16 protein-coding genes and 1 pseudogene are annotated in these 13,826 nt (G+C 63.3%); 4 read left to right on the top strand and 13 right to left on the bottom strand.

Going from position 1 to position 13,826, the window contains the following annotated elements; all coding sequences use genetic code 11:
* Positions 1-2 precede the first annotated feature (2 nt).
* On the top strand, positions 3-2,891 hold the full coding sequence (locus tag AC1D1B_RS10125; protein ID WP_477331667.1) for an EAL domain-containing protein: 2,889 nt from the start codon (positions 3-5) through the stop codon (positions 2,889-2,891).
* A gap of 157 nt (positions 2,892-3,048) precedes the next feature.
* Here the strand turns inward: AC1D1B_RS10125 and AC1D1B_RS10130 are convergent, their stop codons facing one another.
* Positions 3,049-3,657, bottom strand: coding sequence for a YqgE/AlgH family protein (locus tag AC1D1B_RS10130; protein WP_023668405.1), 609 nt, complete (start codon positions 3,655-3,657; stop codon positions 3,049-3,051).
* Between the two features lie 215 nt (positions 3,658-3,872).
* On the opposite strand from AC1D1B_RS10130, the gene AC1D1B_RS10135 reads away from it, so the two are divergent.
* The 3 genes from AC1D1B_RS10135 to AC1D1B_RS10145 all read left to right on the top strand — a co-directional run bounded on the left by AC1D1B_RS10135 (position 3,873) and on the right by AC1D1B_RS10145 (position 5,834).
* Complete coding sequence (locus tag AC1D1B_RS10135) at positions 3,873-4,679, top strand: protein-disulfide reductase DsbD domain-containing protein (RefSeq protein WP_477331669.1); 807 nt, start codon at positions 3,873-3,875, stop codon at positions 4,677-4,679.
* A 111-nt stretch (positions 4,680-4,790) separates the two neighbouring features.
* Positions 4,791-5,267, top strand: coding sequence for a redoxin family protein (locus AC1D1B_RS10140; protein ID WP_477331671.1), 477 nt, complete (start codon positions 4,791-4,793; stop codon positions 5,265-5,267).
* 87 nt (positions 5,268-5,354) lie between these two features.
* Positions 5,355-5,834 (top strand): DUF2938 domain-containing protein, encoded by a 480-nt coding sequence (locus AC1D1B_RS10145; protein WP_477331673.1) that lies wholly within the window; start codon positions 5,355-5,357, stop codon positions 5,832-5,834.
* A 5-nt stretch (positions 5,835-5,839) separates the two neighbouring features.
* On the opposite strand, the gene AC1D1B_RS10150 is transcribed toward AC1D1B_RS10145, so the two are convergent.
* The 12 genes and pseudogenes from AC1D1B_RS10150 to AC1D1B_RS10205 form a co-directional block, all read right to left on the bottom strand.
* Complete coding sequence (locus tag AC1D1B_RS10150) at positions 5,840-6,499, bottom strand: hypothetical protein (RefSeq protein ID WP_477331675.1); 660 nt, start codon at positions 6,497-6,499, stop codon at positions 5,840-5,842.
* Between the two features lie 95 nt (positions 6,500-6,594).
* A complete protein-coding gene (locus AC1D1B_RS10155; RefSeq protein WP_477331677.1) occupies positions 6,595-7,215 on the bottom strand; it encodes a histidine phosphatase family protein in 621 nt (206 codons plus the stop codon).
* Positions 7,212-7,757 (bottom strand): ribonuclease HI, encoded by a 546-nt coding sequence (gene rnhA / locus AC1D1B_RS10160; RefSeq protein ID WP_477331679.1) that lies wholly within the window; start codon positions 7,755-7,757, stop codon positions 7,212-7,214. The genes AC1D1B_RS10155 and rnhA overlap by 4 nt, the downstream gene beginning before the upstream one ends.
* Positions 7,754-8,716: a homoserine kinase gene (locus tag AC1D1B_RS10165; RefSeq protein WP_477331681.1), complete on the bottom strand. Its 963-nt coding sequence runs from the start codon at positions 8,714-8,716 to the stop codon at positions 7,754-7,756. Before AC1D1B_RS10165 ends, rnhA begins: the two co-directional genes overlap by 4 nt.
* Before the next feature lie 7 nt (positions 8,717-8,723).
* A complete protein-coding gene (ispH, locus tag AC1D1B_RS10170) occupies positions 8,724-9,734 on the bottom strand; it encodes a 4-hydroxy-3-methylbut-2-enyl diphosphate reductase (RefSeq protein ID WP_477331683.1) in 1,011 nt (336 codons plus the stop codon).
* A 67-nt stretch (positions 9,735-9,801) separates the two neighbouring features.
* On the bottom strand, positions 9,802-10,557 hold the full coding sequence (locus AC1D1B_RS10175) for an SURF1 family protein (RefSeq protein ID WP_477331685.1): 756 nt from the start codon (positions 10,555-10,557) through the stop codon (positions 9,802-9,804).
* The gene (locus AC1D1B_RS10180; protein ID WP_477331687.1) at positions 10,554-10,940 is read right to left on the bottom strand and encodes a DUF983 domain-containing protein; all 387 of its coding nucleotides are present in this window, start codon (positions 10,938-10,940) and stop codon (positions 10,554-10,556) included. The genes AC1D1B_RS10175 and AC1D1B_RS10180 overlap by 4 nt, the downstream gene beginning before the upstream one ends.
* A gap of 3 nt (positions 10,941-10,943) precedes the next feature.
* A pseudogene (locus AC1D1B_RS10185) lies at positions 10,944-11,075 on the bottom strand (L,D-transpeptidase family protein); the annotation flags it as partial.
* Positions 11,076-11,170: 95 nt separating this feature from the next.
* Positions 11,171-12,052, bottom strand: a complete 882-nt coding sequence (locus AC1D1B_RS10190) for a cytochrome c oxidase subunit 3 (protein WP_477331689.1) — start codon at positions 12,050-12,052, stop codon at positions 11,171-11,173.
* Between the two features lies 1 nt (position 12,053).
* Positions 12,054-12,680: a cytochrome c oxidase assembly protein gene (locus tag AC1D1B_RS10195; protein ID WP_477331691.1), complete on the bottom strand. Its 627-nt coding sequence runs from the start codon at positions 12,678-12,680 to the stop codon at positions 12,054-12,056.
* Between the two features lie 14 nt (positions 12,681-12,694).
* Positions 12,695-12,844 carry a hypothetical protein gene (locus AC1D1B_RS10200; protein ID WP_181058533.1) on the bottom strand — a complete coding sequence of 50 codons (150 nt, stop codon included), beginning with the start codon at positions 12,842-12,844 and terminating at the stop codon, positions 12,695-12,697.
* A gap of 2 nt (positions 12,845-12,846) precedes the next feature.
* The gene (locus AC1D1B_RS10205) at positions 12,847-13,791 is read right to left on the bottom strand and encodes a heme o synthase (RefSeq protein ID WP_477331693.1); all 945 of its coding nucleotides are present in this window, start codon (positions 13,789-13,791) and stop codon (positions 12,847-12,849) included.
* Positions 13,792-13,826 lie beyond the last annotated feature (35 nt).

The following is a 13,826-nucleotide window of genomic DNA, read 5'->3' on the forward strand; positions in this document are numbered from 1 at the left end:
TTTTGACGAATTTCCTGCGAAACGGGTCGCTGTTGGCCTTCGTTCTGGCGGCTGTCGTCACGCTTTGCGCGGCGCTCCCGGCCCTCGCCGTCGAACCGATCAAGATTGCCCGTGACGATGTCGCGCTCGACCTGTCGCGCGCCGTTGAGATCTACCGCAACCAGGGCGAAAACTTCCAGGTGTCGACCGCGCCCGGCCCCGACGGCATTGTGCGCCGCATCGAGGTCGAGGCCAATGACGCGCGCTCGACCGGCGACTGGGCAGTGTTCGCGTTGGCCAACACCACCGACCAGCAGCTCGATCGGTTGATCGTGGCGCCGCATTTCCGGCTGGTGAATTCGGGCATCTTCTGGCCCGATCTCGGCGCCACCCGCATTGCCGCGATCACGCCCAGCGAGGGCTTCGCTCTCGACCGCCAGTCAAGCCCTGACGCCGACGTGTTCCGGGTGACGCTGAACCCGGGAACGGTGATCACCTTCATCGCCGAACTCGCCTCGCCCAAGCTGCCGCAGGTCTATCTCTGGGAGCCGGAAGCCTACAAGGACTCGGTCAATTCCTACACGCTGTTTCGCGGCATCGTCATCGGCATTGCCGGCCTGCTGGCGCTGTTCCTGACCATCCTGTTCGTCGTCAAGGGAACCTCGATGTTCCCGGCGACCGCAGCACTCGCCTGGGCCGTTCTCGCCTATATCTGCGTCGATTTCGGCTTTTTAAACAAGATCATAGAGATATCGCCCGGCAATGAGCAGATGTGGCGAGCGGGAACGGAGGTGGCGCTTGCGGCGACCTTCGTGGTGTTCCTGTTCGCCTATCTCAACCTCAACCGATGGCACGGCCATTTCAGCTATGGCGCGCTGGTCTGGATCCTCGGCCTGGTGCTGATTGCGGGTGTGGCGATCGTCGATCCGGCCGTCGCCTCGGGCATCGCCCGACTGTCCTTTGCCGCCACTGCGCTGACCGGGCTCGGCCTCATAATCCTGCTCGGCATCCGCGGCTACGACCGGGCGATCATGCTGGTGCCCAGTTGGGTGATGGTGCTGCTCTGGCTATGCGGCTCGTGGATGGCGATCACCGGCATGCTCGACAACGACATCGCCCAGCCGGCACTGGGCGGCGGGCTGATCCTGATCATCCTGCTGATCGGCTTCACCGTCATGCAGCATGCCTTTGCCGGCGGCGCGCTGCATCAGGGCCTGTTCTCCGATCTCGAGCGCCAGGCGCTGGCGGTGGCCGGATCCGGCGACACGGTGTGGGACTGGGACGTGCTGCGCGACCGCGTCGTCACCAAGCCCGATGTCAGCATCCAGCTTGGCCTCGCGCCCAACAGCCTGGGGGGTGCTGCCCGCAACTGGCTGCCGGTGCTGCATGCCGACGACCGCGATACTTTCCGCACCACGCTCGACGTGGTGCTCGAACACCGGCGCGGCCGGGTGTCGCAGAATTTCCGCCTGCGCGGCGCCGACGGGCATTACCACTGGTTCTTGCTCAGGGCGCGGCCAGTGATCGGCTCGGACGGCGAAGTGATTCGCTGCGTCGGCACCATGGTCGACGTCACCGAGCAGAAAAAATCCGAGGAACGGCTGCTGCACGACGCCGTTCACGACAACCTGACTGGCCTGCCCAACCGCGAACTTTTGATGAACCGGCTGGAAGCCATCATCTCGATCGCGCGTACCGAAGAGAAGGTGCGGCCGACAGTCTTCGTCATCGACATCGACCGGTTCAAGCAGGTCAATGACGGGCTTGGCATCTCGGCCGGTGACACCATCCTGCTCACCATTGCGCGCCGCCTGCACCGGCTGTTGAAGCCGAAAGATTCGCTGTCGCGCTTTGCCGGCGACCAGTTCGCGCTGATGCTGCTTTCCGAACAGGACCCTGCCCGCATCGCCGCGGTCGCCGATGCCATCAAGCACGCGATCAACAACCCGATCACCTTCGCCAAGCGCGAGATCGTGTTGACTGCCTCGATCGGCCTCATCACCTGGACCTCGGCGCAGACGTCGGCCGAAGACATGGTCAAGGACGCCGAGCTTGCCATGCACCAGGCCAAGCGCTTCGGCGGCGACAGGATCGAGCCGTTCCGGCCGGCGTTCCGCACCGTCGGCACCGACCGGCTGCAGTTCGAATCCGATCTGCGCCGCGCCATCGAGCGGCGTGAATTCACCCTTGCCTACCAGCCGATCGTGCGGCTGGAGGATGGCAGCATTGCCGGCTTCGAGGCGCTGCTGCGCTGGGACCATCCGCGCCGTGGCATGATCCCGCCCGGTGATTTCATCCCGGTCGCCGAAAGCTGCGGCCTGATCGTGCAGCTTGGCCTGTTCGCCATGCAGCAGGCGGCCGAAGACCTCGCCGGCTGGCAAAAGCAGATCGGCGACACGCCGCTGTCGGTTTCGGTCAACCTGTCCAGCCGCCAGCTGATCCGCCGCGACCTGGTCAGCGACGTCCGCTCGGTCATCGCGCGCGCCAATCTGAAGCCGCGCTGCTTCCGGCTCGAACTCACCGAATCGCTGGTCATGGACAATCCCGAGCAGACCTCGCATGTGCTGACCAAGCTGAAGCAGCTCGGCATCGGCCTGTCGCTCGATGATTTCGGCACCGGCTATTCCTCGCTCGCCTATCTGACGCGCTTCCCCTTTGACACCATCAAGATCGACAAGAGTTTTGTCGACGACGCGACGCCGAAGCGCGCGGTGCTGCTCAAATCCATGGTCAACATGGCGCATGAGCTCGGCCTGTCGGTGGTGGCCGAGGGTATTTCCGACGAAAGCGATGCGCTGGAACTGCGCCAGATGGGCTGCGAATACGTGCAGAGCTTCATGTTCGGCGCCCCAATGCCCGGCGACCAGGTGCTGAAGGCGCTGAAGGAGCAGTATCCGATGACGCAGGCTTAGAGGCCGTTTGGAAACTCTACTCCTGCGGCCATCTGATGGCGCTTTCTGCGCTTCCGGTGCTCACGTACGAGAAGTACGCTCCGCTCCGGTTCTCGAAATCACCACCATATGACTCGCATGAGCGAGTTTCGAAACGGCCTCTAGGTCGGCTGATATGTCAGGCGTGCCCAGCCGCCAGGCTCAGATGCGCGAGGTCGATGCCGATCGAAGCCAGGATGCGGTCGTATTTGCGTTCGATGTCGGCGTCGAACAGAAGCTCCGGCGTAGCCGGGCAGGTCAGCCAGCCATTCTCGGCGATCTCGGTTTCCAGCTGGCCGGCGCCCCAGCCGGAATAGCCGAGCGCCATCAGCGCGCGGCGCGGGCCGCGGCCGGACGAGATGGCGCGCAATATATCGACGGTCGCGGTCAGGCAGATGTCGTCGGAGACGGTGAGCGAGGATTCCACCCGGTAGTCGCCGGAGTGCAGGACAAAGCCACGGCTGCGGTCGACCGGGCCGCCATTGCGCACGACGAAGTCGCGGGCCTGCGCCGGCAGTCGGATCGCCTCCTGCTCGTTCATGATGCCGAGCTGCACCAGAAGATCGGGAAACAGCATCTGCTGCGTCTGGTTGATGATCAGGCCCATCGCGCCTTCATCGCTGTGCGCGCAGATGTAGATGACCGAGCGCGTGAAGCGGTCGTCCTTCATGCCGGGCATGGCAATCAGGAACTGGTCGTCAAGAAAGCCGCGTCCGCCGGCCGTCTTTTTGTGGCGCAACAAGTCCATGGAAGGGAGCGTAACGCGTTTCCGACACGCCGAAAAGATGCGCCGCGCGCGATTCGCCCAAAGCCCAATGGCTGGAACAACGGATTCCTGATTACCAACTTCCCTCGGCTGATTGCTTGAACTCGACTGTTCATTGCCCGAAGGTCACGGAAATATGATACGCAGAGCGCCATGAAAACATTGCGCGGCCATGAACTGACGATCAAATCACTGCCATGCAAAGCTTGAAAATCCTGCTGCTCGGCGCCGCAATCGGATGCGGGGCAGCCCTGCCCGCCGCGGCTTCCTCTTCGGACTGGTACAACAGCGAAGGCGGCAAGGTGCGCCTGGTGACCTCAGGCAAGGCCGACGAGGCCGGCCGTATCCATGGCGTGCTCGACATTGCGCTCAAGCCCGGCTGGAAAACCTACTGGCGCGATCCGGGCGATGCCGGCGTGCCGCCGCAAATCGATGTCTCGGCCAGCACCAACATCACCGATGCGGCTTTTTCCTTCCCGCCGCCGCAGCGCCATGACGACGGCTACGGCAAATGGGCCGGCTACAACCATCCGGTTTCGCTACCGGTGACATTCACCCTGTCGTCGCCTGGGGATGCAGCCGTCATCGATGCCGACATCTTTCTCGGCATCTGCGAGACGATCTGCATCCCGGTGCAGACGCGGCTGAGCGTCGATCCCGCCGCCGATCCCGACAATGCCGAGGACGCGGCCCTGGTGAAGGCGGCCCTTGCCACCTTGCCCGCCCCTGCCAAGGCTGATTTCGGCATCAAGGTCCTGCCCGGCAACCACGAGACGCTGATCGTCGAGGCAACCTTTCCCGGCGATCCGGAGGCGGCGGATTTCTTCGTTGCCGGCGAACGCGACTACATGTTCGGCGCCCCGGCGCGCAGCGAAAAGGACGGTCGGCTGGTGTTTACCATCCCGATCCTCGACCGTCCGTCGACGACACCGACCGATGGCGGGTTGTATTATACGCTGACAAGTGCGGAAGGCGCGGTCGAGGGCGTCTTGCCTTTCCCCTGATCCGAGTCCCGATCCAGGCTTTCCCTTGATCCAGGCCCTGTCGGCGGTTGCGGGAGATGCCTGATTTCGCTATCGCAAGAAACCTTCCCTGCTTTCACACGAGGAACCGTCATGACGATTGCCGTTGGCGACAAACTGCCCGATGCGACCTTCAAGGAAATGACCGCCGACGGCGCCAAGGTTATCACCTCGGCCGAGATTTTTGCGGGCAAGAAGGTCGTGCTGTTCGGCGTTCCCGGCGCCTTCACGCCGACCTGCAGCAACAACCATCTGCCGGGCTATCTCGAGAACCACGACGCCATCCTCGCGCGCGGCGTCGACACCATCGCCGTCGTCTCGGTCAATGACGCCCACGTCATGGGCGCCTGGGCAAATTTCACCGGTGGTGAAGGCAAGATCCTCTATCTCGCCGACGGCAATGGCGACTTCGCCAAGTCGGTCGGCCTCGATTTCATAAGCAACGATATGGGGCTGCGCTCGAGACGCTTTTCGATGATCGTCGACAACGGCAAGGTCACCGCGCTCAATGTCGAGACCAAGCCCGGTGTCGACACATCCGGTGCGGCTCACATTCTGAGCCAGCTCTAAGCCGCTGCGGCCGCATCGGGTCATGCGCGCCATGGCCTGACCACGGCGCGCTTCCTGCCGGATTGCCTGCTTTGGGGGACATCGACGATGTTTGACATCATCTGGCGCAGTGTTGCGATCGGCATCGGCGCCACGGTGCTGATGGATCTCTGGGCGATGTTCCTGCATCTAGCGCTCGGCCAACCACGGCCGAACTGGGGGCCGCCCGGCCGCTGGGTCTGGCATCTTAGGGAAGGCAAGGTCTTCCACGATGATATCGCTGATGCCGCACCCTATGCGCATGAGCAGGCGCTGGGCTGGGTCTTCCACTATTTCACCGGCATCGTCTACGGCATCATCCTGGTGGCGCTGGTGGGCAGGGCATGGCTGGACGCACCGACCTTCTTGCCGGCCTTCATCCTCGGCATGGTCACCATCGGCGCCGGCTGGTTCCTGCTGGCGCCTGGCATGGGCGCCGGCTGGGCAGCGTCAAAGCGCCCCAACCCGATGCAGATCCGCGCCTTCAACGTGATCTCGCACACGGTGTTCGCACTCGGCCTCTATGGCACGGCGCTGCTGATCCGCTGAGGATTCTATTCGGTGATCGTGAGCGGCTTCATCGCGGCCACGGTGTCGATGATCTCCTGACGCAGCGCGTCTTTCTCCGCCTCGAACTGCTCTCGCGTGATGCCCTGGCCACCAGTGGCGGTGACGCCGAATTCCTCCAGAGCGGATTCGTAGCGCGCCTTCCATAGGATCACGTGCCCGGTCATGGCCTGGGCAAGCGCCGGCACCGAGCCTGGATGAGCCGGCAAGCCGCATGACTGCGTGGTCCGCGCATCCGCCGCCAGCATGACGACGTTCCAATCGTCGAAGCCGATGAGATCCATCTGGGCATAGAGGAAGGCGCCATGCTCGCCGTCCCAGATCGACTGGTCGATGACCAGGAAGGGGGTGGCGCAGCAATAGTCGTGGCGTGCCGCCATCTCGGCGTTGAAGGCCTCGGTGCGTAGTTGAAGCCGGTACCTGGCCGCAGCGAAGAGAGCGATGTAGTCGTTCGCCGTGCGCATGATGTTGCGCTGGTCGTCCGGCGCGAAGCCGGCCTCACGCAGGAAGGAGCCGATCTTCGGATCGTCCCAGAGTTCCTTCGAGAAAACGCGCGTCACGCCATCGGCATCCGGCGTCGGACGCATCATTTTCTTGAGATCGGCAAAGCTATGCTGCTGCTTGCCGAAAGTCCTGCGTCCGAACATTGCCGCGCCCCATCGCTAAGATCGATTGCGCAGTTCTATCACCCAGGGATGAAATCGACTTTAAGCCAAAGCCTAGAATTGCTGGCTTCCGGCCATCAATTGCCGCGGCGCGGCTTGTCGATTGGCCACCATCCGTGGACGACGCGAAGCGCGCCGACATCATAGGTGAAAAAGTTCCCACCTCCCGCCGGCTGGTCCGCCTCGCGGCTGATTTCGCGACCGCTGAGCAAGAGCAACAACAGCGTTCCGACGCCGCCATGGCCGACAAAGGCAATATCGCCGTCGCTGGTGGTGCCGAGCATCGTTTCGACCTCGCTGACAATGCGCTGCTGGGCATCGATGGCCCGCTCCCAGCCGCGGATGCTTTTGTGCGGGTTGGCGAAGAACTGGTCGGCGACCGCCTCAAACTCCGGCGGCGGCAGGAAGCCTGTAGCCGAGCGGTCGTTCTCGTGCATGCGCGCTCTCACCTCGACCGTAAGGCCGAGATGCGTGGCGAGGATCTCAGCGGTTTCGATCGCCTTGCGCTCAGCCGACGAGACGATACGGCGGATCGACCCGACCCATGGCTGGCCGAGCATGGCTGATGCACGCGCCCGCCCGATGTCGGACAGTCCCCATTCCGGCACGGGAACGTTGGCATCGATCTGAACCTGCGGGTGGTGATGTAGTATGCGATCGGCACGAGCGATGTTTTCCTGCCGGTAGCCCGAACTCAATAGCTCTGGGTCGAGCGCCGTGCTCTTGGGGTCGCCGGCTGCTTCTCGGATGCTGCCGGCTTCACCGCCGCTGCAAGCCTCGGCGCGGCAGGTTTGGCCGAGCCCTTCTTGAATGGCGCCATGCCTTCACGCGCGAGCTCATCGGCGCGTTCGTTCTCGGTGTGGCCGGCATGACCCTTGACCCAGTTCCAGGTCACCTTGTGGCGCCGGTTGGCCTCGTCCAGCGCCTGCCAGAGTTCGCCGTTCTTGACCGGCTTCTTGTCGGCGGTCTTCCAGCCGTTTTTCTTCCAGCCATGGATCCATTTAGAAATGCCGTCCATGACATATTTGCTGTCGGTATGAAGCTCGACGGCGCACGGCTCCTTCAGCGCATTCAGCGCCGAAATGGCGGCCAGCAACTCCATGCGGTTGTTGGTGGTCTCGGCCTCGCCGCCCGACAATTCCTTGGTCTTGCCGTTGAAGCGCAGGATGGCGCCCCAGCCGCCGGGACCAGGATTGCCCGAGCAGGCGCCGTCGGTGAAGATTTCAACCTGCTTGGTCATGCCAGTCCGTATTCCGAAGGAGACCTGATCGCGCGGTGGAAGCGCATGCGGCGGATATATTCGGTCGGATCGCGCTTCATGACCAGCCCGCCATCGGGCACGGTCAGCCAGTCATAGAGCCGGGTCAGCATGAAGCGCAGCGCCGAGCCGCGAGCCAGCATCGGCAGCGCCGCCTTCTCGCCGTCGCTCAAGGGCCGCACGCTCTGATAGCCGGCCAGCAGCGCCGTACCCTTGGTGAGGTTGAAGGAAAAATCCTTCTCGAAACACCAGGCGTTGAGGCAGGTGGCGACGTCATAGGCGTAGAGGTCGTTGCAGGCGAAATAGAAATCGATCAGGCCGGACAGTTTTTCGCCGAGGAAGAAGACATTGTCCGGGAACAGGTCGGCATGGATGATGCCGGCAGGCAGGCCCTGTGGCCAATGGCGTTCGAAATCGGCGAAATCGGCGTCGACCTCGGCCGCCAGCCCCGGCTCGACCTCGTCGGCACGGCCGCGCGAGGCGTTCCACAATTTGCGCCAGCCATCGATGGCCAGCGCGTTTTCGCGCGTCATCGCAAAATCCTGGCCGGCGAGATGGAGTGCCGCCAGCGCCTTGCCGACCTCGCCGCAATGCGCCGCCGTCGGCCGCCGCAGCGACAGGCCTTCAAGGAAGGTGATGATGACCGCCGGGCGGCCGGCCAGCGTGCCGATGACGGTGCCGTTATGGGCAGTCACCGGTAGCGGGCAGGAAATGCCTTTGCGAGCGAGATGGCCCATCAGGCCGAGGAAGAACGGCAGGTCGGCCTTGTCGACGCGCTTCTCGTAGAGCGTCAGGATGTAGGCGCCGCTCGATGTGTGCAGCAAAAAGTTCGAATTCTCGGTGCCTTCGGCAATCCCCTTGTAGGACAAGAGTTCGCCGACCGGATAAGCCTTGAGGAACGCGCCGAGTTCGCCCTCGTTGACATCGGTGTAGACCGCCATGGGCTGTTCACGCGGCTCCGTTGACGAAGGCCATGTCGGCCCGCGTCAGTTCGACATCGCGCAGAACCCGCATGACTGGAAAATCCTCCGTTTCGGTCGCCGTGATCGCGAGATCGATGGTCACCTCGAAGCGCTGGCGGAAGGCATCGACGATCTCGTCGACGATGATCTCCGGCGCCGACGCGCCGGCCGACAGGCCGAGCGTCGAAATGTTGGTGATGTCATTCCACGGAATTTCGGCGGCGCGCTGTACGAGAAGCGACATGGTGGCGCCGGCGCGCTCCGCCACCTCGACAAGACGGCGCGAATTGGAGGAATTGGGCGCACCGACGATCAGATAGAGATCGGCGCCGGCGGCGGTTTCCTTGACCGCCTCCTGGCGGTTGGTGGTGGCGTAGCAGATCGATTCGGCGGCCGGCGCATGCAGCTGCGGGAAGCGCTCCTGCAACGCCCGGATGATGCCGGCGGTGTCCTCGACCGACAGCGTCGTCTGGGTGACGAAGCCGAGCGCCTCGGGGTCGGCCGGCGCAAAGGCCGCGGCGTCGGCCTCGGTCTCGATCAGCGTGACGGCGCCGTCCGCCAGCTGGCCCATGGTGCCGATCACTTCGGGGTGCCCGGCATGGCCGATCAAAAGCACATGGCGGCCGAGCCGCTGGTGGCGCATCGCCTGCTTGTGCACCTTCGAAACCAGCGGGCAGGTGGCGTCGAGATAAAAGAGTTCGCGCGCCTGGGCATCGGCCGGCACCGATTTCGGCACGCCATGGGCCGAAAACACCACCGGCGACTTGCGATGCTCGGCCGGGATTTCCGACAGTTCTTCGATGAACACCGCGCCGAGGCTTTGCAGGCCTTCGACGACATAACGGTTGTGCACGATCTCATGGCGGACATAGACCGGCGCGCCGTATTTCTTCAACGCCAGCACGACGATCTGGATGGCGCGGTCGACGCCGGCGCAAAAGCCGCGCGGCTGGCAGAGCCGGATCGTCAGAGGAGGCTTGGTCTTGGTGTGAAGCATGAATCCGGGGCCGTTGTTCAGAGCCGAAATGAGGTGTGCACCCCTGCCCTGTCAAGGGCGACTGGCATCATTCGGCTTTTGCCGGGCGGCGCAGCCTGATGATCAGAACCGCCGCAAGGGCGGCTGCCAAGCCATACCAGGTGAAGGCATATTGCAAATGAGAATTCGGCAGATCGATGATGGTGACGCCACCGACAGGCAGCCCGCCGGGGTTCGGCGTCTTGTCGGCGTCGATAAAGATCGGTACCAGCGCGGCACCAGCCGGCAGGCTGGCGCTCGCCGCCATGACATCCCGGTCCTTCCAGTAGAAGATGTTCTTGGCCACGTCATTGTCGGGCAGCATCATCGACGGCTTGGCCGGCAGCGGATTGCGGGCCAGCCCGGTGACCGTGACCTTGCCCGTCACCTGGCCTTGCGGGCGCTTGGCGGCATCCTTGAGATCATAGGGCACGAAGCCGCGGTTGATCAACACGAAGCGGCCATCGTCGAGCGCCAGCGGCGTGTAGACATTGAAGCCGGCGTCACCGTCCCAGGTGGCGTAGAAATGCCGCTCGCCCGAATGCAGGAATGTGCCGCTGACAGTGACCGGCGTGTAGTCGACATCGCCGGTGGCGGCGAATTCCTTTTCGACGTCCGCCAGTGGCCGCGGCGCCGAGTGGGTGCGCTGGTCGATGGTCGCCAGCAGGTCTTCCTTCCGGTGCAGGCGCTGCATCTGCCAGGTGCCGAGCCCCAGTAGTATGACGAACAGCACCAGGCCGAGGCCGAGCAGCAACGCCGTCTTCGGCCGCGAACGGCCGGCGGTTTTCGCCAGTGCCTCGCTCATTGCTCGTGGTCCAGCCGGCCTTCGGCAGCCTTGTTGGTGTATTGCAGCGTCAGCAGCACGCCCTTGATCAGCCTGAGCGCCGTCAGGCACAGCGCCACCGCCAGCGGTATCCAGATGATGAAATGCAGCCAGAGCGGCGGGCTCAGCGTCACTTCCACCCACAGCGCCAGCCCAACGATGATGAAGCCGATGATCAGGATGACGAACACGGCCGGACCATCGCCGGCATCGGCGTAGGAATAATCCAGCCCGCAATTCATGCAGCGCTTGCCGACGGTCAGGAAGCCGGAGAACAGCCGCCCTTCGCCGCAACGCGGACAGCGGCCGTGCAGGCCGGCCGAAATCGGCTCGACGGGTGGCCAGATCGCTTTGTCTTCGCTCATGCTCTACGGCTCGATTTCAATCGGCGTTCCGTCCGGCACCATAGTCCAGATTTCATCCATGTCGGAGTCGGTAACCGCAATGCAGCCGTCGGTCCAGTCGACCAATTGAAGCAGCCAGCCCCATCTGCCGAAACCGTAAGCTATGGATGGGCGCCAAAAAGAAGAAAGGCGGCCGTATTGCCGCGGCCGCCTCTCTGATTCCTTGGGCGCTGATCCCCCGATGAAAGCCGTCAGTGGCCTTCAATCATCGCACCGGCCGATCCCCAGACATAGATCGCGCTGAACAGGAACAGCCAGACCACGTCGACGAAGTGCCAGTACCAGGCGGCCGCCTCGAAGCCGAAATGCTGCTTCGGCGTGAAGTCGCCCTTCATCGCACGGATCAGGCAGACAGCCAGGAAGATGGTGCCGATGATGACGTGGAAGCCATGGAAGCCGGTCGCCATGAAGAAGGTGGCGCCATAGATGGAATCCTTGAAGCCGAACGGCGCGTGTATGTACTCATAGGCCTGCACCATGGTGAACAGCATGCCGAGACCGACGGTCAGCACCAGGCCATTGATCAGCCCCTTGCGATCGCCGTGGATGAGCGAATGGTGCGCCCAGGTGACCGTGGTGCCCGACAGCAGCAGGATGATGGTGTTGTAGAGCGGCAGATGGAAGGGATCGAGGACTTCGAGACCCTTCGGCGGCCAGACGCCGCCAGTAAAGGCGGTGCGGGCATATTGCTGCGCTTCGCTCGGAAACAGGCTGGCGTCGAAATAGGCCCAGAACCAGGCGACGAAGAACATCACTTCCGAAGCGATGAACATGATCATGCCGTAGCGCAGATGCAGCGACACGACCCGCGTGTGGTGGCCCTCATGCGCTTCCTTGATCGTATCCGACCACCAGGCGAACATCGTGTAGAGGACGATGATCAGGCCGATGAAGAACAGCCACGGGTTGGCGATGTTGTGGCCGAAGACCGGGAAATCACCGTTCTTGAGATACTGCATCAGGGCGACGCCGCCGATCGCCATGACCAGCGCCCCGATGGACCCCAGGAAGGGCCATGGGCTCGGGTTGACGAGATGGTAGTCGTGTTGTGGTTTTGCGTGCGCGTCTGCCATATCAACCCCCGAGATTTGCTTCGGTATCTGAAACTTTGGTGGTGCTGTCCGGCGCCGATGAAGCGACCGGTTTGTTCTTTTCGACCGGGAACATGGTGTAGGACAGGGTGATCGTCTTCAAGTCCTTCAGCTCCGGCACGTTGACGATGTCTGGGTCCACATAGAACACGACCGGCATGTCCAGCGTCTCGCCGGGCTTCAGCGTCGTGTCGGTAAAGCAGAAACACTCGACTTTGTTGAAGTAGGGACCTGCCAGTTCCGGCTGCACGTTGAAGGTGGCGCGGCCGGTGATGGCGCGGTCGAACTTGTTGGTGGCGCTGTAATGGGCTTGCGTGGTCTCGCCGATCTTGATGGTGACCGAGCGGGCGACCGGCTGGAACTGCCAGGGAATGCCGTTGGTGTTGGCGTCGAAGCGGACGGTGATGTCACGGTCGAGGACGCGGCCGGCATATTGCTTTTCGGCGCGCTGCGTGGTGCCGCCATAGCCGGTGGCCTGGCAGAACATCTTGTAGAGCGGCACCGCGGCATAGGCCATGCCGATCATGCCGCCGAAGAAGGCAACGCAAACAGCGGCGACGACGCGGTTGGTGTTCTTCTTTTCGGGATCAGTCACGGTCTGGCGGGTCATCATCGGCCTCACATTCATCCGGTATGGCCGAATTTCACGATGGTCGCGGCATAGAAGATGACGACCAGCACCGCCAGCGCCACGCCGATGGCCGCCGAACGGTTGCGCCGCGCCTTCTTCTGGCTCTCGGTCAGCGTGACCAGTTCAAGCTTCTTGTCGATCATGGTCATGCTCCACCGATGGCCAAGGCGCGACCGACGACACAGTCGGCGAGGTAGATGGCGAAGATGGCAAAGAGGTAGAGCAGCGAATAGGCAAACAACGCCTTGGCCGGCTTCATGACGCGGTCGTCGTCAGTCATGCGCAGCACTTTCCAGGCATACCAGACGAAGCCGGCGCCAAGCGCCAGCGAAGCCATACCATAGAAGGCGGTGGTGAAGCCGAGCACCCAGGGCAGCACGCCGATCGGCGCCAGGATCAGCGCATAGGCAAAGATCTGGCGCCGGGTCGAGGCCTGGCCGGCGATAACAGGCATCATCGGGATGCCGGCCTTGGCGTAGTCATCGGACTTGAACAGCGCCAGCGCCCAGAAATGCGGCGGCGTCCACAAGAAGATGATCAGGAACAGGACGAGGCTTTCGAGGCTGACCGTCCCGGTCACCGCCGCCCAGCCGATCACCGGCGGGATGGCGCCGGCAGCGCCGCCAATGACGATGTTCTGCGGCGTCGAGCGCTTCAGCCACATCGTGTAGACGACGGCATAGAAGAAGATGGTGAAGGCGAGCAGCGCCGCCGACAGCCAGTTGACCAGCACACCCAGCGTCATCACCGACAGCACCGACAGCACAAGCCCGAAGCTCAGGGCTTCGCCGGGCAGGATGCGGCCGGAAGGCACCGGGCGGCGGGCGGTCCGGCTCATCACCGCGTCGATGTCGGCGTCGTACCACATGTTGAGCGCGCCCGAGGCGCCGGCGCCGATGGCAATGGCCAGGATGGCAATCACCGCCAGCAGCGGGTTGATGGTCATGGGCGCCGCTACCATGCCGACAAAGGCCGTGAACACCACCAGCGACATGACGCGCGGCTTCAGCAGGGCGAAGAAATCGCCCGCGGTTGCTTCCGACATGCGAAAGCCCGCTTCGTCAATCATTGGGTCGTCGACCAGGGCCATGCGTAGTTGAGTCCAATCATTCCGTTGGCCAAAAC

It is taken from the genome of Mesorhizobium sp. P2_C5_2, from assembly GCF_056404535.1.

Coding starts and splice junctions, on each gene's coding strand:
- AC1D1B_RS10175 (WP_477331685.1), bottom strand. CDS start 10,557: ATGAGCGAGGCACTGGCGAAAACCGCCGGCCGTTCGCGGCCGAAGACG.
- AC1D1B_RS10200 (WP_181058533.1), bottom strand. CDS start 12,844: ATGATCGACAAGAAGCTTGAACTGGTCACGCTGACCGAGAGCCAGAAG.
- AC1D1B_RS10195 (WP_477331691.1), bottom strand. CDS start 12,680: ATGACCCGCCAGACCGTGACTGATCCCGAAAAGAAGAACACCAACCGC.
- AC1D1B_RS10135 (WP_477331669.1), top strand. CDS start 3,873: ATGCAAAGCTTGAAAATCCTGCTGCTCGGCGCCGCAATCGGATGCGGG.
- AC1D1B_RS10145 (WP_477331673.1), top strand. CDS start 5,355: ATGTTTGACATCATCTGGCGCAGTGTTGCGATCGGCATCGGCGCCACG.
- rnhA (WP_477331679.1), bottom strand. CDS start 7,757: ATGACCAAGCAGGTTGAAATCTTCACCGACGGCGCCTGCTCGGGCAAT.
- AC1D1B_RS10150 (WP_477331675.1), bottom strand. CDS start 6,499: ATGTTCGGACGCAGGACTTTCGGCAAGCAGCAGCATAGCTTTGCCGAT.
- AC1D1B_RS10190 (WP_477331689.1), bottom strand. CDS start 12,052: ATGGCAGACGCGCACGCAAAACCACAACACGACTACCATCTCGTCAAC.
- AC1D1B_RS10140 (WP_477331671.1), top strand. CDS start 4,791: ATGACGATTGCCGTTGGCGACAAACTGCCCGATGCGACCTTCAAGGAA.
- AC1D1B_RS10180 (WP_477331687.1), bottom strand. CDS start 10,940: ATGAGCGAAGACAAAGCGATCTGGCCACCCGTCGAGCCGATTTCGGCC.
- ispH (WP_477331683.1), bottom strand. CDS start 9,734: ATGCTTCACACCAAGACCAAGCCTCCTCTGACGATCCGGCTCTGCCAG.
- AC1D1B_RS10165 (WP_477331681.1), bottom strand. CDS start 8,716: ATGGCGGTCTACACCGATGTCAACGAGGGCGAACTCGGCGCGTTCCTC.
- AC1D1B_RS10205 (WP_477331693.1), bottom strand. CDS start 13,791: ATGGCCCTGGTCGACGACCCAATGATTGACGAAGCGGGCTTTCGCATG.
- AC1D1B_RS10130 (WP_023668405.1), bottom strand. CDS start 3,657: ATGGACTTGTTGCGCCACAAAAAGACGGCCGGCGGACGCGGCTTTCTT.